The following is a 25,437-nucleotide window of genomic DNA, read 5'->3' as shown; positions in this document are numbered from 1 at the left end:
TCCCCTCGCTACTTCTCGGTCAGCACTATGAGGTCTCCCCGGGATCCTTCGGCGAGCCGGCGATGGTGCAGGGCCGCAAGCGGGTCATCCGGATACTGTGTGGCCAGGTCACGGAAGACGGCGGCTGCAGTCGGCGTTTCGTTGGCCATTAAACGGTAAGCTGCCCGGTATTCTTCGAGGGGCGCGTACTTCCGCAGCCGGGCGCCGTCAAGAGGCTCAAAGACCTGCAGCGCCTGGCTTTTTCCCTTGAGAAGCAGCCGGCCAATCGGGCGCGCCTGGGCGTCGGGGCAGCCACCCAGGGTCGCTTCTGAGACGCAGATGCGCGTGCCGATCCGCTTGTTGACACTTTCCAGGCGAGCGGCCGTGTTGACCGGGTCTCCCAGTGCCCGATAATCGGCAATGGTCGTGCCCCCGAAATTGCCGACAATCACTTCTCCGGAGTGAATCCCTATGCGCGTCTCACCGAAGGCGACACCTCTGGCGTTGAGTTCTGCAGCGTAGTCGCTGGCAAAAGCGTCCATCTCCAGGGCGCAGGCCAGGGCGCGGGCACGGTGGTCGGCCTGCAGCACTGGCGCGGAAAACATGATCGCCACCGCATCACCGACGATGCGATCAAGAGTGCCCTCGTGGCGGAAGGCAATGCCGATCATCTGGTCGAGGTAAGCATTGAGCAGGGACACAGCCTCGCCGGGGTCGATAGTCTCCATCAGGGTGGTAAAGCCAGCCAGGTCGGTGAAAATGAAACTGCATTCCTGCCGGCAACCACCTAGTTCCATGGCCTCCGGGTGGTCGACCAGATAGCGGACGCGGTTCGGCGAAACGTAACGGGAAAAGACATCCCTGATCCGGCGCTGCTCTCGCTCGCTGATGAAGTGGTGGAGCAGGCTGCCAAGAACGAAAGCCAAGGCGAAGGTCAGGGCCGGTGTGACGGTGTTGAGGAGCAGCGCGTGTTCGCGGAAGCCATACCAGCCGCCGAAGAGTACCACGCTCAGCAAGATCAGAGTCGTGCCGGCTGCGGTCAACGCGCTGGCCCGGATGGCGACAAACCCGATGGCGAACCCGCCTATGATGATGGCGATACTTTCCACGGCTCGGGCCCAGCCCGGGCGCCGCAAGATGTAACCGGAAAGAATCTGTTCGAGGGCCTGGGCGTGCGCTTCGACACCGGGCATGATGCGGCCGAGCGGACTGAATCGGAGGTCCATCAGCCCTTCGGCAGAACTGCCGATGAGTACCAGCTGGCCATCGAGCATCGCGCCCGGGATCGTCTCGGCAAGAACCTTCCAGGCCGGAAGGTAGCGGCTGGCAACCTCGGGCGAGTAATGCACCCAGATCTCGCCCTCCGCCGTGGTCGGAATCCTGAACTGGCCGATCCGGATCTCTTCGAGACCGATGTCGCTGCCCTGCGTTCTCAGCACATAGTTTCGCTCACCCTGGGCTACCCGCAGGGTTTCCGCGACCAGTGTCGGAACAGGCTCGCCTGCGAGTTGCAGCACCAGCGGAACGCGCCGGACCACGCCGTCGCCATCCGGCACGAAACTCAGTGCGCCGTTGCCTTGGGCGGCCTTTGCCAACTCGGGCCGGGCCGAAATTGCGCTGTCGAAGCGATGTAGCCAGCGCCCCGGTTGCTCCCCTGAACTGATGTACCGGAATGGTCTGGCCGGCAGTATGGCTGCTGGGGTTGTTGTGGCATGGTCCCCGGTCGCGCTGTCTTGCGTCTTGCCACGCTGGACAATGAAGCCAAGTACCACGGGGGCCCCGCTCAGGCTTTGCGCCAGTACCTGGTCATGATCGGGCAGGTTTTCAATGGCGTTGCGCAACGGGCCTTGCAGTGACCACAACGCGGCCATTGCTCGCGGTGAAGTGCGGTCGGCCTCGGCAAGCACCACGTCAAAGCCGATGGCAGCGACGCCCGCCGCATTGAGCTTGTCAACAAGTTCGGCAAGCCGCGTGCGTGGCCACGGCCACTGGCCCACGCGGGCCAGGCTTTCCTCATCGATGTCGATGATGCGCACAGGCACCTCCGTATACTCGCGTGGATGCCAACGCTGATACTGGTCGAACAGATTGTGGCGCAAGGCTTGCAGTGACAATGGGTCGAGCAGCAGCAGCGCCAGCCCAAGCACAACCGGAATGATTGGCAGAAAAGCGCCCAGGTGCTTCAGAGAGGTACTCTTCATGTCTTCGACCAATCGGTTAATTTTCGTCGAAACGCATCCGATCCGAAGAGCAGCGTTCTCCAGAGGACAAATAGTACGTCGTTCGCATGTCGCCCACAAAGCGGGAAACTTCCGAGTGGAGACATGGTCAGGGTGATCCCTGACAAGGGATCGTCTGCAAAGGGTAGTGTATAGTCTCGCACGTGGGCCGTTTGTTGCGCGAATTGGCTGATGCGCTTTGTACGGAGTTTGTGCAAGATGAACTGGCCATGTCGTCGGCGCCTTGCTGAAGTCAACGTTGCACGATCCCCGTGACAGACATTATGGAGGAGAGCGAAATGACTCGATTGACCTTGATTTGTGCCCTGCTGCTGACCACTTGCGTATGGGCCGACGAGACGTCGATCGGCTACGTCAAGAATGTCACCGGGGAAGCCTCGGTGACGAACGGCGGCAAGAGGTTCAAGGCCGAGGTCGGTTCAGCCGTGCACCAGGGAAGTGTGCTGCAGACCGGTCCGAGGAGCAGTATGGGTGTCACCTTCAAGGATGAAACGGTGATGTCCTTTGGCCCGGATACCGAGTTTGTCGTGGATGAGTACCTCTACGTCCCCGTACAGGCTAAACTCAAGCTCGGCAGCAAGCTGGCCAAGGGTAGTCTCAACTACGTTTCGGGCGTCATCGCCAAACTCCAGCCAGATGCCGTAACTGTCAGGACACCAAGTGGCACCATCGGCGTGCGCGGTACGCAGTTTGTCGTCAAGGTGGAAGAATAGGTCATGCGTCCTGCCACACGGAAGCCAATTCACCCTCGCCATCCGGCAAACCGCCTTCTTCTCGTCACCATTGTCGCGGTGATACTGGCCGGCTGCGCGCCGAAGTCCTATGTCGTCCTGCTCGAAAGCCCCGACGGTTCCACAGGCCAGGTGGTCATCAAGGGCCAGAAAGGCGAGCAACTCATCAGCAAGGCACGACAGGGAGCACCGACCGACGGTTCCGCGCCGGCTGCGCCCGTCGAGACAGACCAGATCACGAAAGACTTTGCCGACGCCATGGCGGCGCAGCCGAAAATCCCCGTGCGCTATCTGCTCTACTTCAAGAGCGGTACCACGCTTACTCCAGAATCCGAAGCGTTGATCCCGAAGATCATTGCCGAAACGGCACGCCGGCCGGCGGTCGATATTTCAGTGATCGGCCATACGGACACCGTTTACAAGACGGACTACAACGAGCAACTCTCTCTCAAGCGCGCCACCACGATTGCCCAACTGCTCAAGGAAAAGGGCGTCCGGGTTCATGCCCTGACGGTGGAATCGCACGGCAAGCGCAACCTGCTGGTCGCCACGCCCGACAACGTATGGGAGCCGAAGAACCGACGGGTTGAAGTGTCGATCCGCTGATGGCGAATCACTCCTTGGTGCAGGGCGAGGCGCGCCTGATCTGAGCATCACGCCGGGTGCGTGCGATGCGGCCGTTGGCTCTCGGCCTCTGCCGTTCCTCGTCTGGCTGCCTGCTTCAGAGCATAAGCGGCTACTGGGTTTTCGTCCTTCGGTGACGGCAACCGGCCACGAGCGAACTGACGAGCAGCCAGCGCGGCCCGCGCGCACGGAATCCCAGACGAAGAGCTCCGACGTTTCGGGTGGCTCGATAGCTGTTACGATTGCGTCTGTAAGACCGACTCTTGAGGTGGGCAAGGGCGGTTCTCCTGACCGGTCAATCGGTGTGTAAGGGCCATCTACGGGGTCAGACGTGCATCCTCGTGCATGCAGGACGATCTGCATACCAGCGAGAATCCCGCCAAGGAATTGATTTGTGGAGGACTCTATATCGCCATGCAGCCCCGTGCATGTCACCCCTGCAAAATGAAGCACAGCCCGCGCTTCTCGGCGATCGTTACGCAGCTGTGTCCCGATTCCGGGCGGCACGCGAAGCACTTAAACGGCGCGCCGCCCATTGTCCAAACTGGTAAGGAAATGGCATGAGAATCCTGCATACGATGGTGCGAGTCGGCGATCTCGGTCGCTCGCTGGCCTTCTACACCGAAATCCTCGGCATGCGTGAATTGCGGCGCACGGATTACCCGACAGGTCGCTTCACCCTGGCCTTTGTCGGCTACGGCCCGGAATCCGAAGGGGCGGTTCTTGAGTTGACGCACAACTGGGACACGTCGTCCTACGACATCGGCAGCGGCTTCGGCCATGTGGCGATCGAGGTCGCCGACGCCTACGCCGCTTGCGAGCAGATCAAGGCGCGCGGCGGCAAGGTCGTGCGCGAGGCCGGGCCGATGAAACACGGCACGACGGTGATCGCCTTCGTCGAGGATCCCGACGGCTACAAGATCGAGCTGATCCAGAAAAAGGCGTGAAGCGGGGCATTCTCATCGATTACTTCGGCGAGCCGCGGATAGTCAGCCTGGCGTAAGAGGAGGCCTGCAGAATCGTGCTCCGACCGATTCTGCAGCCCGCGTAGCACAGTGTCTGCAACCGTCAACCGGATCCTGCCGAGCCACGTCTCGCCCCGGGCGAGACCTTTCCAACGTGTTCAAACGGTACAACAAAGCCATGCTGCTCCGCCGCCTCGCAAGCTCCGGCCACCGCCTGGCCACATCTCTGATCGTTGCCCTGACCCTGTTGGCGACCGGTGACGCCCCTGCCGGCCTGGCAATTGCGCTCAATTCGGCCGACGGCACGATCAGCCTGATCGACACGGAAACCTACGCTGTCACCGGCAAGGCGAACGTGTGCAAGGAGCCGCATCACCTGATGCCGACGCCCGACGACAAGTCGGTCATCGTCGCCTGCGCAGCCGCCAACCAGCTGGTCTTCTTTGACCCGCACACCGGGCAGGAGCAGAAGCGCATTCGCAACATTTCCGACCCCTATCAACTGGGCTACTCGCCGAACCGGAAATGGTTCGTCGCCACTTCGCTGCGCCTTGACCGGGTCGATATCTATGATCCACAGGACTTCCGGCTCATCGCCCGCCTGCCCGCACCGAAGACCCCTTCGCACATGGCTTTCGACGATGCCAGCCAGTTTGTCTTCGTGACCCTGCAGGACTCGAACGAGGTGATGGCGATCAGCTTGCCGACGCAGAAGATCGCCTGGGTCATGCCAGTCGCCGCGACGCCAGCGGGAATCGTCATGTCTCCCGACAACCGCCATCTGCTCGTCGCCTGCATGGGCGACGGCGTCGTCGAGGTGATTGAGTGGCGCTACCGGAAGAGCGTCAAAAAGGTGGCCACCGCCCCTGCGGCGCACAATCTGCAGCCAAAGGGTGACGGACGGCATTTCTACGTTTCGAACCGCTCGGTCGATGGCAGCATCTCGCTGCTCGATACGCAGACCATGGCGGTAGTGGGCAAGTACGAGGTGCCAGGCGGCCCGGACGACATGATGGTACGTGGCGACGGCAAGGAACTCTGGGCCACCGCCCGCTTCGCCCGCAAGGTGCAGGTCATCGACCTCGCCACCGGTACGCTCAAGCGGTCGATACCGGTCGGCAGTTCGCCACACGGGGTCTTCTTCCTCAATCACGCGGGTCTCAGATGAACGCCTTGATCAGCCACCTGGGGCTTGGCCTGAGCCTGCTGACCGCTTGCGCAACCGCACTCGCCACGCCTGCCGCGACGCCCTCTGCTGCCTGCAAGGGGACGCTCTACCTGACCTTTGACACCGGCAACATGCGCCACGCCGACCTGATCGCCGAGACGCTGGCGAGGCATGGCGTCAAGGCGACCTTCTTTCTCGCCCAGGAAAAGACCCTTCGCGGGGACCATGCGCTCGACGCCAGCTGGGCGCCTTACTGGCAGGCGCGCGTTGCGGAAGGCCACGCTTTTGGCAGCCACACCTGGCGACACGGCAGTTTCCGTGAGGACATCGGCAACCAGGTCCGCTACCGGCTGCCGGATGGCGGCAGCGAAAGCATGGACGCGCGCGCCGTCTGCGCAGAGTTGCAGCGCCCGGATACGCGCTTCCAGGAGTTGACCGGCCGTCGGCTCGATCCCCTCTGGCGCGCTCCCGGCGGTCGCACGACGCCGAACACGCTGGCCGCCGCGCAGGCCTGTGGCTACCGCCATGTCGGCTGGGCGGCAGCGGGTTTCCTGGGTGATGAACTGCCCTCCGAGACCTACCCCAACTCGCTACTGCTGAAGCGCGCCCTCGATCGTCTGAAGGATGGCGACATCATCATGGCGCATCTCGGCATCTGGTCGCGCAAGGATCCTTTTGCGCCGATGCTGGACCCCTTGATCGCCGGCCTGAAAGGCAAGGGCTTCTGTTTTGCGGCGCGGCGCGCGCAGCCATGATCGACACCCTGGTTGAAGCCTTTGTCGCCCTTCAGGGTTGGCTGCTCGATCGCCTGATCCAGCCGCCACTGCTGGCCATGGGGTTGGGCAGCTACCTGGAGATGGCCTTCGACGGCATCGAGTTCTTCCTCTGCGGGGTCCTGCAGATCAGCGCCGCCTACCTCCTGCTGCGCCCCCTGGAGGCCCTGCGGCCGATCGAGGTCTGGCGGGACCGCCAAGCGGTGCGGGTGGACGTACTCTATTCGCTACTCGACCGGCTGGGCATCATACCGCTCCTCGTCTTTGCCTTACTGGCGCCACTGTTCGCGAGCGTCGACAGCTGGCTACGCTTCAACGACATCATCCCCCCACAACTCGAAGACCTCTTTCCTTCGCTGGAGACGCGGCCACTGCTCAGTTTCGTGATCTATCTCCTGATCCTGGACTTCACCGAATACTGGCGCCACCGCCTGTCGCACCGTTTTCGCTGGTGGTGGGCGCTGCACGCGATCCATCACAGTCAGCGCCAGATGACGCTGTGGACCGACAGCCGCAACCATCTGCTCGACGACCTGATTGGCGGCTTCTGGTTTGCCGTCGTCGCGCTGCTCGTCGGCGTACCGCCGGGACATTTCATCGGCCTGCTGATCGTCGTCAAGACGATCGAGAACCTGTCACATGTCAATGCCCGGCTTTCGTTCGGACGCCTTGGCGAATTGCTGCTGGTCAGCCCGCGTTACCATCGCTGGCACCATGCGCTCGACCTCCCGGGCGGCCGCCAGTACCGCTACGGCTGCAATTTTGCGGTCCTCTTTCCGATCTGGGATCAACTCTTTGCGACCCAGTATCGTGGACAGGCAATGCCCGCCTGTGGCCTCAGGCATGGGCCGCTGCCCGAGTCGGCCGCGCAGAGCGGCTTCTGGCGACAGCAATACGAGGGCCTTTGCGCGCTGGCAGCGGCTTTCCGCGCGCATTCACGCCAGGTGCAGCAGACCAGCCCCACTGGCGATTATGGAAAGCCAAACAGCCATGCTCGATGAAGCCCGAGCCTTCGCGCTGACAGCCCATGGCAGCCAGATGTATGGCGACCGGCCCTATGCCTTCCATCTCGAAGCGGTCGTCAGCCTGTTGTCGGGCTACGGCACCGACGCTCAGATCGTCGGCTATCTCCACGACGTGATCGAGGACACTCGGGTCACCGAGGACGAGGTTCTGGCGCGCTTTGGACGACGGATTGCCGAGTGCGTCAGCCTGCTCACCGACTCCCCCGGCGCCAGCCGCGCCGAGCGGAAGGCTGGGACTTACGCCAGACTGGCGACGGTCGCTGGTCCCGCCGAGCTGGCATTGGTCGTCAAAGCCGCCGACCGGCTAGCCAACGTCAGAAGCTGCCTGATCGATCAGTACCATGGTCTGTTGGAGGTGTACCGCAAGGAGCACCCCAGCTTCCGGCGCGCCGCATACCGCGAGGGCCTCTGTGAGCCCCTGTGGCGCGAACTTGATGCCTTGCTGAACGGAGAGTGACCGATGTTTGAAATCCAGAATTACGCCAGCTTCGTTGCTGCCATCATCGTCTTCCAGTTGATCCCGGGTCCCGGTACGCTGGCCATTCTCAATGCCACGGCGCGCAATGGCATCGGCGCGGGGCTGGGCGCTGTCGTCGGTACGCTGCTGGGTGACATGGTCTATATGGTCGCCGCGATCGTCGGTCTGGCCGCGGTGATGAATGCCCACCCCGTGCTTTTCCAGGGCTTGCAGTGGTTCGGCGCCGCCTACCTCGGCTGGATGGGACTGCAACTGCTGTTCAGGCCCGTCCCCACCGCCAGTGCCGCCGAGGAAGCAAGGAAAAGCGCCTGGGTGTACTTCCGACAGGCCTTTGCCGTCAGCCTCACCAACCCGAAGGTGATGCTTTTTTTTGTCGCCTTCTTTCCGCTCTTCCTGGACGCCAACGCCTCGTCGCTGACGCTGGCGGTGATGATGGCGCACGTCACCATCCTCAGCTTTCTCTACCAGGCGGGTCTGGTGCTCGTTGGCAACGCGGTGGCGCGCAAACTGTCGTCCCTGCCCTTCGCGCGCAAGCTGGCGACCCGCCTGGCAGGCGGCGCGCTGCTCGGGTTCGGTGTCAAGCTGGCGCTGGACAATCGCTGACGCCGGCTCGGCGAGCCATGCCATTGCCTGGCGCGGGGCAACCCGTGGTCGATTGAGGTCTGGTCTGCGACCAGAAACCAGCCCCCTCGGTGCAACCGAAAACGATGTCGCTCAGGGTGCCGAAGCGGAAACACATCGCCGACGCCTGGAGTACAATAGCGCCCTCTTGCAACTTGATGATTTTACCGAGGTTTCTGAGTGCTCGTCGCCAACAACATCACCATGCAGTTCGGGGCCAAGCCCCTTTTTGAAAACGTCTCGGTCAAGTTCGGCGAAGGCTATCGCTACGGCCTGATCGGCGCCAATGGCTCCGGCAAGTCGACCTTCATGAAGATCCTCGCCGGCGAACTTGAACCCACCGCCGGCAACGTCTCGAAAGACCCGCACGAACGCCTGGCCTACCTGCGTCAGGACCAGTTCGCCTTCGAGCAGCAGCGCGTCATCGACGTGGTGATGATGGGGCACGAGCAGATGTGGGCCTGCATGCTCGAGAAGGACGCCATCTACGCCAACCTTGATGCCAGCGAGGACGACTACATGCACGCCGCCGACCTCGAGGCCCGGTTCGCCGAATACGGCGGCTACACCGCCGAGGCGCGCGCCGGCGAACTGCTGCTCGGCGTCGGCATCCCGGCCGAACAGCACTTTGGCCCGATGAGTGATGTCGCACCGGGCTGGAAGCTGCGCGTCCTGTTGATCCAGGCGCTGTTTGCCGACCCCGAAATCCTGCTGCTCGACGAACCGACCAACAACCTCGACATTGCCACCATCCGCTGGCTGGAAAACGCGATCAACGAGCGCAACAGCACGATGGTCATCATCTCTCACGATCGGCACTTCCTCAACCAAGTGTGTACGCACATGGCCGACCTGGACTACGGCAAGATCGCCGTCTATCCGGGCAACTACGATGACTTCATGGAAGCTTCGACGCAGGCGCGCGAGCGGCAGCAGAGCGCCAACGCGAAAGCCAAGGAGCGGATTGCCGAGCTGCAGAATTTCGTCCGCCGCTTCTCGGCCAACGCCTCGAAAGCCAAACAGGCGACTTCCCGCCTGAAGCTGATCGACAAACTGAAACCGGAAGACGTCAAGCCCTCGTCTCGCCAATACCCCTGGATCCGTTTCGAGTTCGACGAGAAGGAAAAGCTTCATCGCCAGGCGGTCGAAATCCAGAACCTGAGCTTCGGCTATCACGGTAGCGAGCAGAAAATCTTCAGCAAGCTGGACCTGTCGATCAATGGCGGCGACCGTCTGGCGGTGATCGGCGAAAACGGCGTCGGCAAGACCACCCTGCTGAAGCTGCTGATGGGCGAGTTGCAACCGCAACGCGGCAGCATCAAGTGGGCGGAGAAGGCACGCCCCGGCTACTACGCCCAGGATCACGCCCAGGATTTCAACAGTGATGTCAGCCTGGCCGACTGGATCGCCGGCTACGCACGCGACGGCACCAGCGACGGTGAAGACCTGTCAACGCTGATCCGCGGCACGCTCGGACGCCTCCTGTTCTCGGGCAACGAAGCGCAGAAGGCGGTCAAGGTGATTTCGGGTGGAGAACAGGGCCGGATGATTTTCGGCAAGCTGATGCTGATGAGGCCGAACGTCCTGGTCCTTGATGAACCCACCAACCACCTCGACATGGAATCGATCGAGTCGCTCAATAGCGCGCTCGAGAAGTTCAAGGGCACGCTGATCTTCGTCTCGCACGACCGCGAATTCGTCTCGTCACTGGCCACCCGCATCCTCGAAATCGGCAGCGACGGCAAGGTCGTCAACTACCTCGGCAATTACGAAGAGTACCTGGCGAGCCAGGGGATCGCCTGAAATGGGGCGCCCGGCGTGGGATCTGGCTCGGCGGCAGCCAGTAGCCCCTGGCTGAGCGCTTGTGAATTTTTTAGCTGGCAAGCGTGATATTAGCCGTCATTCCCGCGCAAGCGGGAATCCACTTGGTTTATCTGATTGTTTTTGAGAGAAATTGGTTATATGAACCCGATTCCCGCTTGCGCGGGAATGACGGTTTCTTGGCGCTGCATCAATCTTTAACAGCCTCTGACAGGACGCCGGCGGCCAACCTGGCCCCTCTGGAAAGCCCAGGGGTGCGATCAGTTGCCGGCGCCGGCCGCTGGCGACCCCGCTTGCCTGGCAGCCTTTTTCGCCTCGCGCTCGGCGTCCTGCCGGGCTCGCTTCTCCAGTTTGGCTTGCCTCCTGGCCTGTTCGGCGGCCGTCTTCTGGCGTCCTTCTTCAGCCTGCCGGGCCTTTTCCGCAAGCTTCTGCTGACGCGCACTCGCCTTGGCTGCTTCCTCGGCACGGAAGCGCTCGGCACTCGCCTTCTGTTCGGCCTCGCGCGCGGGCTGGTCGGCCAGTCGTTGCGCTTCCTCGGCCTCGACATCACGCCGCCGCGCCTCGCGCTCGAAATCCCGCGCCGGCTGGTCCAGTCTGCGCGCTTCAACGATCGTCGCCGTATAGCGCTTCTTGGCGTCTGCCAGACAGTCGTTGACCAGAAACTTGCTGTAGCAAGCATTCTTCTCGGCCTCGTGGCGACGCTCGGCTTCGTCGCGCATCGCCGCCGCCCGCGCCCGCTGCGCACTCGCCTGTTCGAGCGTCTGCGGTATCTCTGGCGCCGGCGCAAGCTCGTCGGCCCAGGCCGCGCCACTCATCACCAGCGAAACAAGCAACCATCCACCCACGCGCATTGAATCCTCCGTTTTCTCGTGCCAAGCCTCGGACCACCGGACATCCCGGCCGGCGACGAGGCAACCGCCGGACCTGGACGCCGCGACGCGGCGTCCAGGTCGCGTTCGGCAGCCAGTCACGCGGCGCCATTCTGCGGCAATTCGACTGCAGGTGAAACTGTCTATTGGTACACCAGCCGTGCACCCGCCGTGAAATGCGGTTTCCGGCTTCGGTTGCGGCAAAGCGGCAGCCACCCTAGCGCATGACAAACGCCTCCTGATGAAAAGTCAGGCGCCCGCGCCAGGCCGCTCGCAGGCGCGCGCCATGCACCTGCAGCCGGATGCCGGCAAGCGGCGCGCACAAGGACTCCAGCCGGGTAACGAAGGGGTCGGCGTCGCGGTCGCCGGTGCAGTAGTGCAGCTCGGCAGCTGGGGCGTCATCGGGCCACGCCTGCAGTGATTCGAGCCAAGCCAGGAAGGGCGTGACGCCGATCCCGCCGGCGACCCACAACTGCTGCGCCCGCCGGTCCTGGCGCCCGATGTCGAAACGCCCGTACGGCCCCTCGACACGCACCGGCTGTCCAGGTGCAAGACGCTTGCCAAGGCTGGGGGTGTAGTCGCCAAGGGCGCTGATCGAGGCGGCAGCGCACGGCGACGACATCGGGAGCCGGCTGGCCGACGGCAAGGACTGTCCCCTGCACCTGCCGCGAGCGATCAGCAGCGCCAGCAGGCCACTGACCGGCTGGGTCCAGTACGCCGCCGGTGCAAGAAAAACGGCATGAAAAGCGAGTGTCAGGTAGAGAATCGGCATCAGCCGATGCAGGAATCGCCACATCCGGTACGGGAAGCGCTGCCAGAGCGTGATCACCAGCATCATCAGGAGAACGTAGATCGCCCATTCGCCGAGGTCTTCCGCCACTTCGCTCAGGACCTCCAGCAAGCCGTTGAACTTCTCCTTCGGCACGCGTCCCTGACGACCGATGACGGCCTTCAGCAGGTCGCTCGACATCTCGACCAGCCAGTACAGCGCGGCGAAGGCGCAGGCCAGAATGCCGGCCCACTTGTGGCTGCGATAGACCCGGTCCATGCCGCCAAGCGGCGCTTCGAGCCACGGCAGACGTGTCGCCAGCACCAGCGACATCAGGGCGATCGATAGCAGCCCGCTGAGGTAGAGCCCCTGCTAACGCAGAATCCACAGGGGGGCGGCGCCGGCCGCAGTGTCAACGACCAGGGCATGCCAGCCCCAGGCCAGCGAGACGAGGGTGATGATCAAGGCAAGAAGGGTTTTCATGGCGGGAAACTCGGGTTGGTTCGGTCAGCAGGCCGCCGGCGGCGGACACGGGCGGATGCTGCGTGCTCGTCTAATCGTCGTAGACACACCGCGCTCGGCATCGGCGTGGCAGGCACGGCAGTTGGCCTTGGTGCGCGCCGTCTGCCACTCCCGATCCGGGTTGCCGCCGGCAAACGATTTGCGATGGAAGCTTTCGCCGCGCGCAGCTGCGAATCCGGCAAACGCCGGCGCCTCTCTGCTCGCTGTGGTGGCATACTCGGTAACCAGTTCATCGCGCGCGGAGGCGGTCGCAGTGGCCGTCGTGGCGGCAAGCACCTGCGTGATCGCCAGGGCCAGTTGCGGGACTGTTGGATGGGCATGGTCAAGCCCTCGGTGGTGGACATGCCGCCACTCTGCCCTGCTGTCGCTGAACGATTGCTGAAGCGCGTGTTCATGCTACGTTCAGCAATTCCGGCGTAAATGGGACGGATGATGCGCGGCCGTCGCCAACGCGGCGGCGTGGCCGGACCGCTCGCCTTCTCCATCAAGCCAAGGAGATGAACATGTTGAACAAGACCTGCTGGCTATTCGCCGGCAGCCTGTGCCTGACTGCCGGGCTGGCGACGGCTGCTGATCCTGGCGCCGACAGTCAGACGATCACGCCGGCGCCGGCGTCGCCGACGACCGCGGGGAGTCGTCCGCCCGGCGGGCCGGGGATGAACAGGGCAACGTTCGCCGATTTCGACCGCAACGGTGATGGCCGGATCAGCGAGCAGGAATTCGACGCGACGCGCAGCGAACGAATCGCGCAGCGGGCCAACGAGGGCCGGCCGATGCGCGGGTTGGCCGGCGTCCCGTCGTTTGCCGAGATCGACCGGGATGGTGATGGCTCGATCAGCCGCGCCGAGTTCGCAGCGCATCGGTCGGCCGGGCCGAAGGGGCGAGGGCCGGGACAGGGCATGGGTCCTACCAGCGCCACGCAGTGAGCACGAACAGCTGCATGATACCCGGCGTACGGGGTCTGCTGGTCTGCCTGGTCGCGACCTCGTCGGTGTTCTGGGCCGGCAGCAGTCGCGCCGGCGGTGACGGGCGCGGCGGTGGTGACCATGATCGCGCCCGTCATGCGCTCGAAGCGGGTGAGGTACTGCGGCTGCGGACGATCCTCGATCGCGTCGAGCGCGAGTATCCCGGGCAGGTGCTCGAGGTGGAACTCGAGCGCGACGGCGGTCGCTGGGCGTACGAAATCAGGACTCTGCGCAGCGGCGGTTCGCTGGTCAAGCTGAAAGTGGACGCGCGAGGCCGGCGGAAAGCGTGCCCCAGGCGGCCGGAGCGGAGAGGAACACTGATGCGCATCCTGATTGTCGAAGATGAGGACATCCTGCGCAGCCAGCTGACCCGGGGACTGCAGGCGGCAGGCTATGTCGCCGATTCGGCGGCCAACGGCGTCGACGACTATCTGGGTAAACCCTTCCACATGGAGGAACTCCTCGCCCGCCTGCGCGCACTGACTCGCCGCGCCGGCGGGCATGCCAGCGCCGAGCTGGCCTGCGGGTTGCTGACGCTGGACACCCGCAACGGCCGCGCGACAGTCGGGGGCCAGGCGCTGTAGCTGACCAACCATGAATACCGGGTGCTGGCCTACCTGATGCACCATCGCGAGGAAGTGATCTCGCGCAGCGACCTGGTCGAGCACATCTATGCCCAGGACTTCGACCGCGATTCGAATACCGTCGAAGTGTTCATCGCCCGTCTGCGCAAGAAGCTGCCGCCGGGTCTGATCGAAACCGTGCGTGGCCTGGGCTACCGGCTGACCGCACCGCGATGAATCGTCTCGCGTTGCGCGGCTCGCTGCGCATCCGGCTGCTCGCTGGCACCGTATTCTGGGTGGCTGCCTCGATCATCGTGGCCGGCTGGGGACTGGGCAGCCTGTTTCGCCAGCATGTGGCGAAGCAGTTTCATGCCGAGTTGCAAACTCACCTCGATCAACTCACCGCGCATCTGGCACTCGACGAACAGGGGCGCCCAACGCTGTCGATGCCGTTGAGCGACCTGCGCCTGAATCGGCCCTATTCGGGCCTCTATTGGCAGATCGACGATCTCGCCGGAGCGGGTGCGGCGGCGGTCGGGACGCTGCGCTCGCGTCCGCTCTGGGACTACGTGCTGACCGCGCCCGTTGACGCTCCCGCCGACGGGGAGGTCCACCGGTACAGGCTGTCGGGTCCGGCGGGCACGATGCTCGGCATCATCGAGCGCAGCGTGCGCCTCGACGACCGCCCCGAGGTTGCCGCCCGCGAATTCCGCCTGATCGTCGCCGCCGACGAGCGCCTGATGGTCGAACCGGCAGCGCGCGTCAACGGCGCGCTCTGGCTGGCCCTCGGCGTCCTCGCCACCGGCCTGGTCATCGCCGCGCTGGTGCAGGTGTTCGTCGGGCTTTCACCACTACGCACGCTGCGCGCCGCCCTCGGTCGGGTGCGCAATGGCGATGCGCAGCGTCTCGAAGGTGAATTCCCGGTCGAAATTGCGCCACTGGTCGGGGAATTCAACAGCGTGCTCGAGCAGAACGCCGAGGTCGTCCAACGCGCGCGAACGCAGGCGGGCAATCTGGCGCATGCCCTGAAAACACCGCTGAGCCTTCTCGCCAATGCCGCCGCCGGCGGGGACGGCGAACTCGCCCGGCTGGTGATCGCCCCCAGGTCGATGCCGCGAAAGAACAGGTGCACTACCACCTGGCGCGGGCCCAGGCGGCTGCCGGGAGCGCGCACCGCGCTGCGACCGGTGTTCGAGAGGCTGCTGCGGACAATGCGGCGAATCCACGCCGGGCGGCAGCTCGAACTGCTCCTGCATCCACTTGCCGAATCCCTGGCCTTCCGCGGCGAGGAGCAGGATCTCCAGGAGATGCTCGGCAACCTGCTCGACAACGCCTGCAAGTGGGCTACCGCCCGCGTCGAGATTCAGGCCAGCGTCGATGGAGAAAACCTGATGATCCGCGTGGACGATGATGGCCAGGGCATTGCCGCTGCAGCCCGCGATGCTGTACTCTGCCGGGGCGTCGCGCCGACCAGCAGGTGCCGGGATCCGGGCTGGGCCTGTCGATTGTCGACGATCTGGCGCAGCTCTACGGCGGCGAACTCAGACTGGCCGATTCGCCGCTCGGTGGCTTGCAGGCAGTGCTGACCTTGCCGGCCGTGAGATCCGGAATGTCGCATCTGAACGCCAACCTGCCCTGAAAGCCCCGATGATCCAGGCCCCTACCCCCTCCTCCCGCGCCCTTTCGCCGTTGCTGGCCATCGTTCCTGCCGTGGTCCTGATGGCACTGGTACTGGTCGATACCTCAGCTGTCGATTTTGCAGTCGAAGGCTGGTTCTATACCGCCGGCGATGGCTTCATCGGCAAGCACGCATGGGTACTCGAAGATTTCATGCACGACTTCCTGAAAAAGGCGGTGATCGTTTTTGCGCTGCTGGCGCTGCTTGGCTGGATGGTCAGCTTCAGCCGTCGCCAGTGGCAGCAGTGGCGCCGGCCGCTCGGCTACCTGGTGCTGGCGATGGGTCTTTCCACCGGCATTGTCACCCACCTCAAGGACCTCACCGGCGTTCACTGCCCCTGGGATATCAAGGAATTTGGTGGCCCCTACACCTATGTGCATATTCTGGACCACAAGCCGGAGGCTGAACCCCGAGGCAGGTGTTGGCCCGCCGGTCACGCGGCCACCGGTTTTTCGTTGTTCGCGCTGTTTTTCTTTCTTCGCGACCGACGCCCGCAACTCGCACGACGCGTCCTCATCGGGGTGCTGACATTTGGCAGCCTTCTGGCGCTGGGGCGGATGATCCAGGGCGCGCACTTCCTTTCACATACCGTTGCCACCGGTCTGATTGCCTGGCTGATCTGCCTGGGCTGCTATCGCGTGCTCCTCTACCGCAGGAGCTCAGGGCCAGTCAGAACGGCTGCGCAGGAGGCCTGAGGACGGCAGTGAGGACCGGGTGGGCAAGTGCTCCCGAGGACGAAAGCCGACGCTGCCGCCAACCATCGGCAACGAATCACAGCCTGCCATCGCTGACCGGCAGGGGTCAGCCGGGATGCCTGCTGACCGTGCGGAATGGGCTGGCCTTCGCCGTCACCTGCATGCAGTTGGGGTAGGCCTGCCCCCTGATAACCAGGGTCGCTGCGTCACCTTTCGACCAGAACGAGGTCGTTGCGTCGTCGACAGCAACGTATCTGGCCCCCGATGCGGCTTCGATCTGCTGCATGGCGAAGATCTCGCCGCCGACACTCAGCTGCATCCTTTCGCCGTGATGCGTCAGCAGCACACGCAGGTCGCCACAAAGAAAGACCTGACTGGGGAGCGCTGCCCGGCGCGGTTCCGTCGTCCAAACTGCGGCGCTGTCAGCTGCCGACAGGCTGAGGGCCAGCGCCCCGGCGGCGGTCCGAAGCTCGAGCCGGTCCCCGTCCAGCCGCCAGGTGGCAGCGCTGGCCAGAGCGTTGAGAAAGCGGTCTTCCTGTTCCATGATGCCTTCCGGCTGGGAGCACACCTTCCTGGTGGCGGCGGCCTGCCCAATCTCGATGCGCTCACCGGAAGTCGTATAGGAAGCGGTGTAGTTGTTGCAACCGGCCGCCCCGGCAAGCTTTCCATCAGCAGCAAAAGCCAGCGTCAGTTCGGAACCGGCCAGGATGCCCACAACTGCCTGCTTGCCGTTGTTGTAGCCGGTCACCCGCCAGGAGGTTGCGGCAAGATCCTGCGGCTGCGCGGCAAGAATTGCCAACTCCCTGCCGCCGGAGTCGAGCAGCACCAGGTGCCCGGCTTCCTTGCGCCATGCGCTGGCCTTGGTCAGGGCGCGGGTAAAGGCCTCGGCCTGCCGCATGAGCGGTTCGGGACAAGCCATCTTGGTCGACGCCAGGTTCTCGCTGATACTGAATTTCTCGCCGGCAGCATTATAGGTGCCGCTGTAGCGGTTGCAGCCATCGCTGCCGTGAACACGGCCTTCGGAGAAATGCAATGTTGCCGGCCGACCGGTGAGTGACGTTTGCCCGGGCAAGGCCGACAGCTTCCAACCCGTGTCGGTCAAGGCATCGCCGCTGCCGGCTGAACCAACCGTCGCACAGGCAAGAACCATCTGAGTGGTGATCAACACCAGCCCAAGGCCCATTCGGTGTGTATGCATTGCTCCCTCCGTTGATTCCACTGTTGATCGATGATGGGCCTTGATCCGGACTGGACAACCGCCGCGAGGCCGATCGTTCGCATGCCGCCTCAAGAACTCCCGGGCGACATCAGATGTAAGCGCCGGGCCAGGCCTCGGCGCCGCTGCCACTCTTGTCCACCGCTGCTGCAGCGCCTGGAACCCCGAATGCCAAGGCAACGGCAGTCTCGCCACGCATCGAGAGGAAACGGTCGATGATCTGGCGGCTTGCCCTTGACATCCTGCCGATGAGGAGCGGGCTGCCGTGATCGAAGAAATGCAGCGCGGTGGCGTCATCGCCGGCGAGCACAGCGCCCGATGCGGCAGCCCAGAAAACATTGTGGCAATTTGTCGCCGACTCGTGGCTGAACAGGAAGAGCATCGACTCGGCGATCAGGCCGGTTTCTTCGGCGAGCTCGCGTACCGCTGCCTGCAGTCGTGACTCCTCCGGGTTGATGCCGCCGCCTGGCAGCAACACGAGTCCCCCCCGGTTTTCCACCAGCAGGATGCGTTGATCGACTTCGACGATGATGGTGGCTCTCTGTCGCTTCATGTTCGCTTTCGGTCGCCTGTCAGTCGCGTCCGGGCACTCGGGGCACCTGCCAGGCCGGGACCGCTGGTCAGGAGCCGGGGAAGGTACCGCATTTCCGTCTTTTCTGCAGCACTGCCCGCGCAGCGCCGAGATTGCCCAGGCTTGGCCTCGTCAGGCCGGGCAATTCCCGGCAACGCGGCTGTCGACCATGCGAGCGCACTCCCTCGCGTGCAAAGGAGAGATGACCTAGACCATCGCCAGCCCGTTGCTTTCGACCGCGACCAGCGCCTTTGCCTGATGGAAGTCGGTGGCCCGGCCGCAGGCATAGAGGCAGCAAGCCAGCTGGTTGGCGATTGGTAGAGGCAGCGAGACTTCGCCGGCAAGGACGCGGCGCATCCAGGCAACCGTCGCCTGTGCGTCGCAGTTTTCAGGCAGTTGCGGCAGATTCCTGAGGCTGTCGTGCTCGGCTTCAAAGAGGATGTCGCTGACGCCGCCGTGAATGTGCTCGATCATCGGCCGGCGCTTCGGATTGGCGAAGGGTTCGCCCTCGGTACCGCGCAGCAGCAGCGCGTCCGCCCCGACGCTGGTCAGCACAGTGCGCATGCTGCTGAGGTAATCAGGGTGAGTCGCTGCCGCCAGCAGCAGGGCGTCGCCCTGGAAGGGATCGAGCATCTTGACGAGGCTGTGCGCGCTGTTGCGCAAGCCGAGCCGGGTGCGCAAGGCAAGCTGTCGGTCGAGCCCCGGCGAAAGCAGCGGCAGCGGCAGGTAAGCGAGGCCATGTTGATCCATCAGGAGCTGCGCCTGCTGCAGGCTGCTGCTGGGCTGGAGGCCGTACTCGCGCAGGACCTGCTCGCTGGTGACCCGTCCGTAATCGTCGCCGACGCCGTGCAGCAGTACCGGCACGCCGTGGCGTTGCAGCAGCAGCGCCAGCAGCGGCGTCAGATTGGCGGCGCGACGTGCACCGTTGTAGGTCGGAATGACGACCGGGCGAATGCGTCCCGCCGGGCGGCGCAGGACTGGCAAACGTTCATTCGCCGCCGCAAGAAATCCGACCATTTCGTCCACCGTCTCGGTCTTCACGCGCAGCGCGATGACAATCGCGCCCAGTTCGAGGTCGGGAACAGTCCCGTCGAGCATCGCCGTGTAGAGATCCTGCGCTTCTCGCCGTGACATGTCGCGCGCACCTGTCGCACCACGACCGATCTCTCTGATATAAGAAGCGAAATCCATTCGATCTCCTGGTATCGTCAGACCACCGCTGCGTCGCCGGCGAACAGTGCCCGAGTTGAAACAACCCGCCCGATCGCCGGCAGGCGCGAGCCACGGAAGGTAGCGCATTTCCGGTTTTTCCGCAGCAGCGTCTGCCTATGGAGGGCTGCTGACGGCGACCTGCACAGGCACGCGTTGGTGTCGATCTTGGCGCGGTCGACCCGAGGCATGCAATGGACACCGCCGCAGAACAGATGGATTTTCCTTTCCAGCTCATGGCGATGGCTCCAGCGTGTGTTAAGCAACAGACGTGCCATGTCCATGAATCGTCAGCCCGGTGGGTTTGGCGGCGGATCTGCCGGGATTAGCGCCTTATCGTGGTGCGCGCCGGCACCCGGTCGCCTCAACGAAGGGCGCGGTTCGCAGTTCCTACCTTCCCAATCTCGTCGAGGGCGCCGTTGACTATGCGCGAGACCTGAACTTCGCACCGCATCCCGACATCCCGCAACTGCACAACTATCTATATATCGCTCGTTACGACCTGGATGAGCACGCCGAGGCTGCACGCGCGATGGAGGAAACGGTGCGGCGCTTTCCCGATGACCCGTTCGGACGAATTGCCTAAGCCGAGGATTGTCGGCGGCGCCGCGAACCGGCCAAGATCGCGGAGATTTTTGCCGGCACGTTCGATCTGCGGATGCTCTACCCCGAACGCCTTCGCTTCCACCGCACCGAGGTGCGGGGCTTTCGTATCATTGTCGTGCGCGACTTCCCTGCACTGGGTAACCGGGAGCAGGTGCAGCCATCCTAAGATCTGATGTGCCGGGTTGACGCGGGCGACCCGAGCAGCCGACTGGTCGGGCTCCTGCTCAAGACTTCGCGCCTGGCGGCGAGGCTGCAAGAGAAACGGTTGCCGCATTGATGCGTTGCCAACACGATCCGGCAGCCGCGGCCGGCGACCCGCAGGCGGCTCAGCCGCCGACTGAAGCGGGATTCAGACGATTTTTCAAGGACTTCCCGAACCAAATGCGAGGTTGACGCCGCTCGTGCGATTTCCTATCCTTTGGATCGGGGCTCATTTGTTCTTGATGGCAGGGTTGGATTTTTTGGTCCGGGCTACTCGGGTCCGAACCACGGAGGGGCGACTGCGGGGAGAAGTCGAATTTCATTGCTTTCGCGTCGGAGTGGTTGGCGTCGGGAGGGAACAGCAAGCGGTGACAGCCATCTTGCAGATCAGAAGGTGGCCCGCAGTCGGCAGGAAACTTGCTACATATCTACGCCAATTGCGCCTGGCGAAAGACGTACGAGCCTGGTGGTCGGCGCTTCTGTTTCTGACGCTTCTTGGGAGAACGGGAATGATCAACAGCATCGCATTCGACAGCCTGCGTGCCAGACGACCAATCATTGGCGCAACCGCGCTTTGGCTGCTGCTCGGATTTTCAGGAGCAGTATCCGCCACCAGCTTGCAGGACATGTTCAAGACCGGTGAAACCTTTACCCAGGACGGTCTTGTATTCTCGAATTTCGCCCCGGTCCTGGCCAACGCGTTCCCGGCGGGCCAGGATCTGGAGAATCTGCTCAAGAAAGACCCGCTGGCTTTATTCAATGTCCAGGCCCTGGACTTCGCGGCCGGCAAGTTCTCACATGGCTGGGGCAACGCCAGGGCTGCCGATGCCGGAAACATCGATTTTGTTATTCTGGCCGACAATGGTGCGACAGCGGGTGTGGATCCCGGCTTCAGGCTGAACAGTGCCGGTGAATGGACGGTAACTGCGGGTAATATCGCTTCCGACCAGCTTTCCGCCTTTGCCTATGAGGTCAAGAAGACCGGGGTTCCGAAGATCAGCAGTGCTGACATCAGCCAGATCTCCACTATCGATGCCGTCGGACCCGACATCTTGAAGCTCGTCCCTCCCGTCGAGTTGCCCGATGTAGCAGCCGGCTTCGCACTTCAATTCATCATGGATCCGAACAGCAACGATATTCTGAATGCCATCCTGAACGTCACCCTGGACCTCGGTGTGCAGTCGCCGGGCGGGATTATTCGGTTCAGCCAGTTTGACAGCTGGTCCGATTTTTCGCCCCGGGACGCCACCATCCGCGTGGTCAACGTGATCGGCGTCGGGGCGAGTTCGGGCGGAGGCTTCACCATGAATGCCCTGGAGCAACGCATCGACCCTCCCCCACCCCAGATCCCTCAACCCGGCACGCTGCTCCTGATCAGCATCGGGCTCGTGGGCCTGGCTTGTCAGCGGCGGCGCAGTTCCGCGACCAGTAAGTCCTGAAGCTGACCGCGGACAGGCTTTTGGCGAGATTCCTGTCTCCTGGTTTCTCGGGACAGGACCTTGCTCAGCACCCGATCCGGGCCGGTTGCAGCTAGAAAGGGGACCGCCCCAACGGCAAGATTTTCGATCGCCTCGTCACCTCACCATCGCCTGCTGGCCATTGGCCGCCAAGGATCGGCCACCGACCTCAAAAGTTCGTTGCGGAGCGCTTGACCGCAATCCGCCTGCGCGCCGCAAAGGCATCCTCTCGTTGGTCAATCCAGCTACCGGAAAAAAGAAGGGCCACCGTCGCCGATGGCCCCTGCTCATCCGGACGAGCCGTGCCCTCAGCCGATCTTGAACATCAGCGATTCAGCGCCGGAGTTGAGTGCGACAGTGATCGGCAACTGGTGGGTGGTCGGCCCCCAGAACTGACGCGGACCCGGCGAGGCGAAGAGGTCCTTCGCCGCCCACTCGTCGCGCCGCGAGGCGAAGTACTGCATGGCCGGTGAATCCATCTTGACCAATGCCTTTTCGATCACGAACTCGTCCTTGCCATGGCGGCGCTCGATGTTGAGCAGGCCGGCAAGCGGGATCGCCTGCGGCGTGCCGCCACTGGTCAGGCCGGTGATCGTCGCCATGTAGCCGGTGCGGCCGTCGAGGATCAGCGAGCCGGCAGTCAGGCCGAGGTTGTAGGTGTAGGCAGCATCGAACAGGGTCGGCGCGCCGCAACGGCCTTCGTAGCCGAGGAAGTGGCTGTGCGCGGCAAACGGCACCTGCGGATCCAGTTCCCTGACCCGCTTCTTGGCCATGTCGATCAGCAACTGCTCGGTGGGGATCAGCGAGACCTGCAGATTGCCGTGGGAATCGCGCTCAGCGAGCAGCATGTTCACGATGTAGTGCGGCAGAGAAGCCAGCAGATGGGCGTTGTCCGTGCTGAGCCTGCTCTCGATGAAAGCCGGCTTGGCCTCGTCGGCCAGCGCGGCGAACTCGGCCACGTTGTGCGCCAGAACGTCGTTGAGTTCGGCGATCATCGCGTTCATTTCCGGGATGAACTCGATCAGGCCTTCCGGCGCCAGCAGGACGCCATAGTTCATTCCCCGATGCGAGCGATCGACGATGACCTGCGCCACGCGGTCGATGATGCTTGCCAGGGACTCTTTCCTGGCGGCGATTTCTTCCGAGATCAGGGCGATCGCCGGCTTGGTCTGCAGCGCAACTTCGAGTGCGACGTGCGAGGCGGACCGGCCCATCAGCTTGACGAAGTGCCAGTACTTCAGCGAGGAACTGGTGTCCTGCAGGATGTTGCCGACCATTTCGCTGTAGATGCGTGTGGCGGTATCGAAGCCGAACGAAATCGACAGCAGGTCGCCGACCTGGAGGTCGCCGTCGATGGTCTTCGGCACGCCGATCACCTGTACGCCGGAGCCGTCGGCCTTGACGCCGGTGAACAGCGATTCGGCGAGCACGGCCGCATTGGTGTTGGAGTCGTCGCCACCAACGACGACAATCGCGTCGAGCTGATGCTTGATGCACGTCTCGCGGACCTGCGCGAACTGTTCGTCACTCTTGATCTTGGTCCGGTCCGAGCCAAGAAAGTCGAAGCCGCCGGTGTTGATGATGAAGTCGACGTTGGCGTCAGTGATCTCGAACAGCGAACCCTTGAGCAGGCCTTTCGGGCCGGCCTTTACGCCGAAAAGGGTGTTGCCGGCGCCGAGAACGCGCTTGAGACCGCAGACCACGTTGTGGCCACCGGCAGCGGGGCCGCCCGAAAACAGCACGGCGACGCGCTTGCCCTGCACCCCGGCGCTGCTGGCGCCGGCAGAAGTGAGGACGACATTGCCGGAGGCGGCGACGGTTTGCGGGAACTGTGCGCGCACGCCGTCGCTGTCCTTGGTGCTCAGGACGCGGCCGGTGTTGCTGAAGCTGACCGGCTGCGGGCTGCTCGACGAGCCGAACGCGGCACAGACCGGCAGGGGATTCTGGCGTACGGCGGTTTCAAAAATCGATTTGTGTGCTTCGGTGTTGATTAGCTGTTCTACCAGGGTACTCATGGTTTGATCCTCGGTGTACAAAAATTGGCAGTTGGAAACGGGCCAGGCAACGCGCCGGCGCAGCCGGCAGGCAACGGCCCTGCAGCGGGGCCACGGAGGGCTTCTTGCGGCGACAGGACTGGCGCTGGATCATCCTTCGATGGCGTGTGGAGAGTCGGGGCAAAGCGTGCCTGACTTGGCGGGAGTCAACTGCTGGCCCGGGCTGACGCCCGTTGGTGGGTGCCTCCGCAGACACAAAAAAGGGCCAGCCCAGATCTGAGCCAGCCCGTCTTGATGCCCCGCCGGTCAATTACCCCAGCGTGCCGATGTTGTTAAGATCGGCAAATGCCTGCTTCAGCCTGGCCCGGAAAGCGTCTTCGCCCTTGCGCAACCAGGCGCGCGGATCGTAGAACTTCTTGTTCGGCTTGTCGTCACCTTCCGGATTGCCGATCTGGCCTTGCAGATAGCCTTCGTTCTTCTTGTAGAAGCCCATCACGCCATCCCAGAACGCCCACTGGAGGTCGGTGTCGATGTTCATCTTGACCACGCCGTAGGAGATCGCCTCGCGGATTTCCTCAAGAGTCGACCCGGAACCGCCATGGAAGACGAAGTTGACCGGATGAGGCTTGGTGCCGAATTTCTTCTGCACGTATTCCTGCGAGTTCTTGAGGATGATCGGCTGCAACTTGACGTTGCCGGGCTTGTAAACGCCGTGAACATTGCCGAAGGAGGCGGCGATCGTAAAGCGGTCGCTGACCTTCGAGAGTTCCTCGTAAGCCTGCGAGACGTCCTCTGGCTGCGTGTACAGCTTCGAGCTGTCCACGCCGGAATTGTCGACGCCATCTTCTTCACCACCAGTGACGCCGAGTTCGATCTCGAGCGTCATTCCCATCTTGCTCATCCGTTCGAGATACCGCTTGCAGATCTCGATGTTCTCTTCAATCGGCTCTTCGGACAGGTCGAGCATGTGCGAGCTGTACAGCGGCTTGCCATGCGTCTTGAAGTACTTCTCGCCGGCGTCGAGCAGGCCGTCGATCCAGGGCAGCAGTTTCTTGGCCGCGTGGTCGGTGTGCAGGATGATCGTCGCGCCATACAGCTCGGCGAGCTGGTGGATGTGATGGGCGCCCGAGATACCACCGGCGATGCAAGAGCGCTGGTTGGTGTTGTCGAGGCCCTTGCCGGCAAAGAACTGCGCGCCGCCGTTGGAGAACTGGATGATCGCCGGGGAGTTCAGCTCCTTGGCGGTTTCCATGACCGCGTTCACTGTGCTGGTGTTGATGACGTTGACCGCCGGCAGCGCGAAATGCTTGGCCTTGGCCAGATCGAAAATCGCTTGCAACTCGTCGCCAGTGGCGACGCCAGGTTTGATTTGTGTTGCACTCATGATTGATTTTTCCACATTCAGTTGATCGAGAGGGTCGAGAGGATCGAGAAGCGAGGGCAAAACGGACGCCGAGACGCCCGATTCAGTGGAAGTATCTCCGGCGTGCAGCGACTCGTCAAGCACCGTCTGTTTTATGTTGGCAAAAACGCGGGAAGGAGCTCGACTGGCACCGAAACGGGGCGCGGAAGCGCGCGTCCGGAGCTTACCGGCCGCCTGCAGAACGTTCAGTCCAGCGATGTCTACCTGCAAGTCAGCACGGCGGTAGCTCTTGCCGAAACGGGTAGTGTCCTTCTGAATGTCTCGTCGGTACCAG

The 25,437-nt window shown here is 63.3% G+C and carries 25 protein-coding genes and 3 pseudogenes; 18 read left to right on the top strand and 10 right to left on the bottom strand.

The genetic code is table 11. The features are described 5' to 3' along the window. Window positions 1-8 precede the first annotated feature (8 nt). Window positions 9-2,180 (bottom strand): CHASE2 domain-containing protein, encoded by a 2,172-nt coding sequence (locus tag V5B44_RS00350; RefSeq protein ID WP_332357159.1) that lies wholly within the window; start codon window positions 2,178-2,180, stop codon window positions 9-11. Window positions 2,181-2,497: 317 nt separating this feature from the next. On the opposite strand from V5B44_RS00350, the gene V5B44_RS00345 reads away from it, so the two are divergent. The 10 genes from V5B44_RS00345 to V5B44_RS00300 all read left to right on the top strand — a co-directional run bounded on the left by V5B44_RS00345 (window position 2,498) and on the right by V5B44_RS00300 (window position 10,407). Beyond that, on the top strand, window positions 2,498-2,932 hold the full coding sequence (locus V5B44_RS00345; RefSeq protein ID WP_332357158.1) for a FecR family protein: 435 nt from the start codon (window positions 2,498-2,500) through the stop codon (window positions 2,930-2,932). Between the two features lie 3 nt (window positions 2,933-2,935). Then, window positions 2,936-3,556: an OmpA family protein gene (locus V5B44_RS00340; protein WP_332357157.1), complete on the top strand. Its 621-nt coding sequence runs from the start codon at window positions 2,936-2,938 to the stop codon at window positions 3,554-3,556. Window positions 3,557-3,919: 363 nt separating this feature from the next. Continuing rightward, a complete protein-coding gene (locus tag V5B44_RS00335) occupies window positions 3,920-4,138 on the top strand; it encodes a hypothetical protein (RefSeq protein ID WP_332357156.1) in 219 nt (72 codons plus the stop codon). After that, window positions 4,135-4,521, top strand: a complete 387-nt coding sequence (gene gloA, locus V5B44_RS00330) for a lactoylglutathione lyase (protein WP_332357155.1) — start codon at window positions 4,135-4,137, stop codon at window positions 4,519-4,521. Before V5B44_RS00335 ends, gloA begins: the two co-directional genes overlap by 4 nt. A gap of 172 nt (window positions 4,522-4,693) precedes the next feature. Continuing rightward, the gene (locus tag V5B44_RS00325) at window positions 4,694-5,707 is read left to right on the top strand and encodes a YncE family protein (protein WP_332357154.1); all 1,014 of its coding nucleotides are present in this window, start codon (window positions 4,694-4,696) and stop codon (window positions 5,705-5,707) included. Next, the gene (locus V5B44_RS00320) at window positions 5,704-6,462 is read left to right on the top strand and encodes a polysaccharide deacetylase family protein (RefSeq protein WP_332357153.1); all 759 of its coding nucleotides are present in this window, start codon (window positions 5,704-5,706) and stop codon (window positions 6,460-6,462) included. Before V5B44_RS00325 ends, V5B44_RS00320 begins: the two co-directional genes overlap by 4 nt. Beyond that, entirely contained in the window at window positions 6,459-7,481 is a 1,023-nt protein-coding gene (locus tag V5B44_RS00315; protein ID WP_332357152.1) for a sterol desaturase family protein, read from the top strand. The genes V5B44_RS00320 and V5B44_RS00315 overlap by 4 nt, the downstream gene beginning before the upstream one ends. Beyond that, window positions 7,471-7,962, top strand: coding sequence for an HD domain-containing protein (locus V5B44_RS00310; RefSeq protein ID WP_332357151.1), 492 nt, complete (start codon window positions 7,471-7,473; stop codon window positions 7,960-7,962). Before V5B44_RS00315 ends, V5B44_RS00310 begins: the two co-directional genes overlap by 11 nt. A 3-nt stretch (window positions 7,963-7,965) precedes the next feature. Beyond that, on the top strand, window positions 7,966-8,586 hold the full coding sequence (locus V5B44_RS00305; RefSeq protein WP_332357150.1) for a LysE family translocator: 621 nt from the start codon (window positions 7,966-7,968) through the stop codon (window positions 8,584-8,586). A 198-nt stretch (window positions 8,587-8,784) separates the two neighbouring features. Further along, entirely contained in the window at window positions 8,785-10,407 is a 1,623-nt protein-coding gene (locus tag V5B44_RS00300) for an ABC-F family ATPase (RefSeq protein ID WP_332357149.1), read from the top strand. A 278-nt stretch (window positions 10,408-10,685) separates the two neighbouring features. Here V5B44_RS00300 and V5B44_RS00295 read toward each other — a convergent pair whose 3' ends face one another. The 3 genes from V5B44_RS00295 to V5B44_RS00285 all read right to left on the bottom strand — a co-directional run bounded on the left by V5B44_RS00295 (window position 10,686) and on the right by V5B44_RS00285 (window position 12,861). Further along, window positions 10,686-11,276, bottom strand: coding sequence for a hypothetical protein (locus tag V5B44_RS00295; RefSeq protein ID WP_332357148.1), 591 nt, complete (start codon window positions 11,274-11,276; stop codon window positions 10,686-10,688). A 235-nt stretch (window positions 11,277-11,511) separates the two neighbouring features. After that, window positions 11,512-12,405 (bottom strand): ferric reductase-like transmembrane domain-containing protein, encoded by an 894-nt coding sequence (locus V5B44_RS00290; protein ID WP_332357855.1) that lies wholly within the window; start codon window positions 12,403-12,405, stop codon window positions 11,512-11,514. Between the two features lie 165 nt (window positions 12,406-12,570). After that, entirely contained in the window at window positions 12,571-12,861 is a 291-nt protein-coding gene (locus V5B44_RS00285; RefSeq protein WP_332357147.1) for a hypothetical protein, read from the bottom strand. Between the two features lie 227 nt (window positions 12,862-13,088). On the opposite strand from V5B44_RS00285, the gene V5B44_RS00280 reads away from it, so the two are divergent. The 6 genes and pseudogenes from V5B44_RS00280 (at window position 13,089) to V5B44_RS00255 (ending at window position 16,486) form a co-directional block, all read left to right on the top strand. Continuing rightward, entirely contained in the window at window positions 13,089-13,511 is a 423-nt protein-coding gene (locus tag V5B44_RS00280; protein ID WP_332357146.1) for an EF-hand domain-containing protein, read from the top strand. Between the two features lie 14 nt (window positions 13,512-13,525). Next, window positions 13,526-13,807 (top strand): annotated as a pseudogene (locus tag V5B44_RS00275) (PepSY domain-containing protein); the annotation flags it as partial. 159 nt (window positions 13,808-13,966) lie between these two features. Beyond that, window positions 13,967-14,350 (top strand): annotated as a pseudogene (locus V5B44_RS00270) (response regulator transcription factor); the annotation flags it as partial. Further along, window positions 14,347-15,495 (top strand): annotated as a pseudogene (locus V5B44_RS00265) (ATP-binding protein); the annotation flags it as partial. The pseudogenes V5B44_RS00270 and V5B44_RS00265, both read left to right, overlap by 4 nt. 95 nt (window positions 15,496-15,590) lie before the next feature. After that, window positions 15,591-15,752, top strand: coding sequence for an ATP-binding protein (locus V5B44_RS00260; protein WP_332357145.1), 162 nt, complete (start codon window positions 15,591-15,593; stop codon window positions 15,750-15,752). Between the two features lie 8 nt (window positions 15,753-15,760). Beyond that, on the top strand, window positions 15,761-16,486 hold the full coding sequence (locus V5B44_RS00255; protein ID WP_332357144.1) for a phosphatase PAP2 family protein: 726 nt from the start codon (window positions 15,761-15,763) through the stop codon (window positions 16,484-16,486). A 106-nt stretch (window positions 16,487-16,592) separates the two neighbouring features. On the opposite strand, the gene V5B44_RS00250 is transcribed toward V5B44_RS00255, so the two are convergent. From V5B44_RS00250 to V5B44_RS00235, 4 genes are all read right to left on the bottom strand, one after another. Then, on the bottom strand, window positions 16,593-17,684 hold the full coding sequence (locus V5B44_RS00250; protein ID WP_332357143.1) for an META domain-containing protein: 1,092 nt from the start codon (window positions 17,682-17,684) through the stop codon (window positions 16,593-16,595). A 109-nt stretch (window positions 17,685-17,793) separates the two neighbouring features. After that, on the bottom strand, window positions 17,794-18,255 hold the full coding sequence (locus V5B44_RS00245; protein ID WP_332357142.1) for an NUDIX domain-containing protein: 462 nt from the start codon (window positions 18,253-18,255) through the stop codon (window positions 17,794-17,796). 225 nt (window positions 18,256-18,480) lie between these two features. Continuing rightward, the gene (ybiB, locus tag V5B44_RS00240) at window positions 18,481-19,464 is read right to left on the bottom strand and encodes a DNA-binding protein YbiB (protein ID WP_332357141.1); all 984 of its coding nucleotides are present in this window, start codon (window positions 19,462-19,464) and stop codon (window positions 18,481-18,483) included. A 17-nt stretch (window positions 19,465-19,481) separates the two neighbouring features. Beyond that, a complete protein-coding gene (locus V5B44_RS00235; protein WP_332357140.1) occupies window positions 19,482-19,760 on the bottom strand; it encodes a hypothetical protein in 279 nt (92 codons plus the stop codon). A gap of 20 nt (window positions 19,761-19,780) precedes the next feature. On the opposite strand from V5B44_RS00235, the gene V5B44_RS00230 reads away from it, so the two are divergent. Both V5B44_RS00230 and V5B44_RS00225 read left to right on the top strand, forming a co-directional pair. After that, window positions 19,781-20,068: a hypothetical protein gene (locus tag V5B44_RS00230; RefSeq protein WP_332357139.1), complete on the top strand. Its 288-nt coding sequence runs from the start codon at window positions 19,781-19,783 to the stop codon at window positions 20,066-20,068. 730 nt (window positions 20,069-20,798) lie between these two features. Beyond that, window positions 20,799-21,728: a PEP-CTERM sorting domain-containing protein gene (locus tag V5B44_RS00225; protein ID WP_332357138.1), complete on the top strand. Its 930-nt coding sequence runs from the start codon at window positions 20,799-20,801 to the stop codon at window positions 21,726-21,728. A gap of 326 nt (window positions 21,729-22,054) precedes the next feature. Here the strand turns inward: V5B44_RS00225 and V5B44_RS00220 are convergent, their stop codons facing one another. Both V5B44_RS00220 and fbaA read right to left on the bottom strand, forming a co-directional pair. Further along, the gene (locus tag V5B44_RS00220) at window positions 22,055-23,761 is read right to left on the bottom strand and encodes a diphosphate--fructose-6-phosphate 1-phosphotransferase (protein WP_332357137.1); all 1,707 of its coding nucleotides are present in this window, start codon (window positions 23,759-23,761) and stop codon (window positions 22,055-22,057) included. Window positions 23,762-24,050: 289 nt separating this feature from the next. Next, window positions 24,051-25,124 (bottom strand): class II fructose-bisphosphate aldolase, encoded by a 1,074-nt coding sequence (gene fbaA / locus V5B44_RS00215; RefSeq protein ID WP_332357854.1) that lies wholly within the window; start codon window positions 25,122-25,124, stop codon window positions 24,051-24,053. Window positions 25,125-25,437 lie beyond the last annotated feature (313 nt).

This window comes from Candidatus Accumulibacter necessarius, assembly GCF_036625085.1.
Note: the sequence above shows the minus strand (reverse complement) of the source record. Positions and strands in the feature narration are given on the sequence as shown.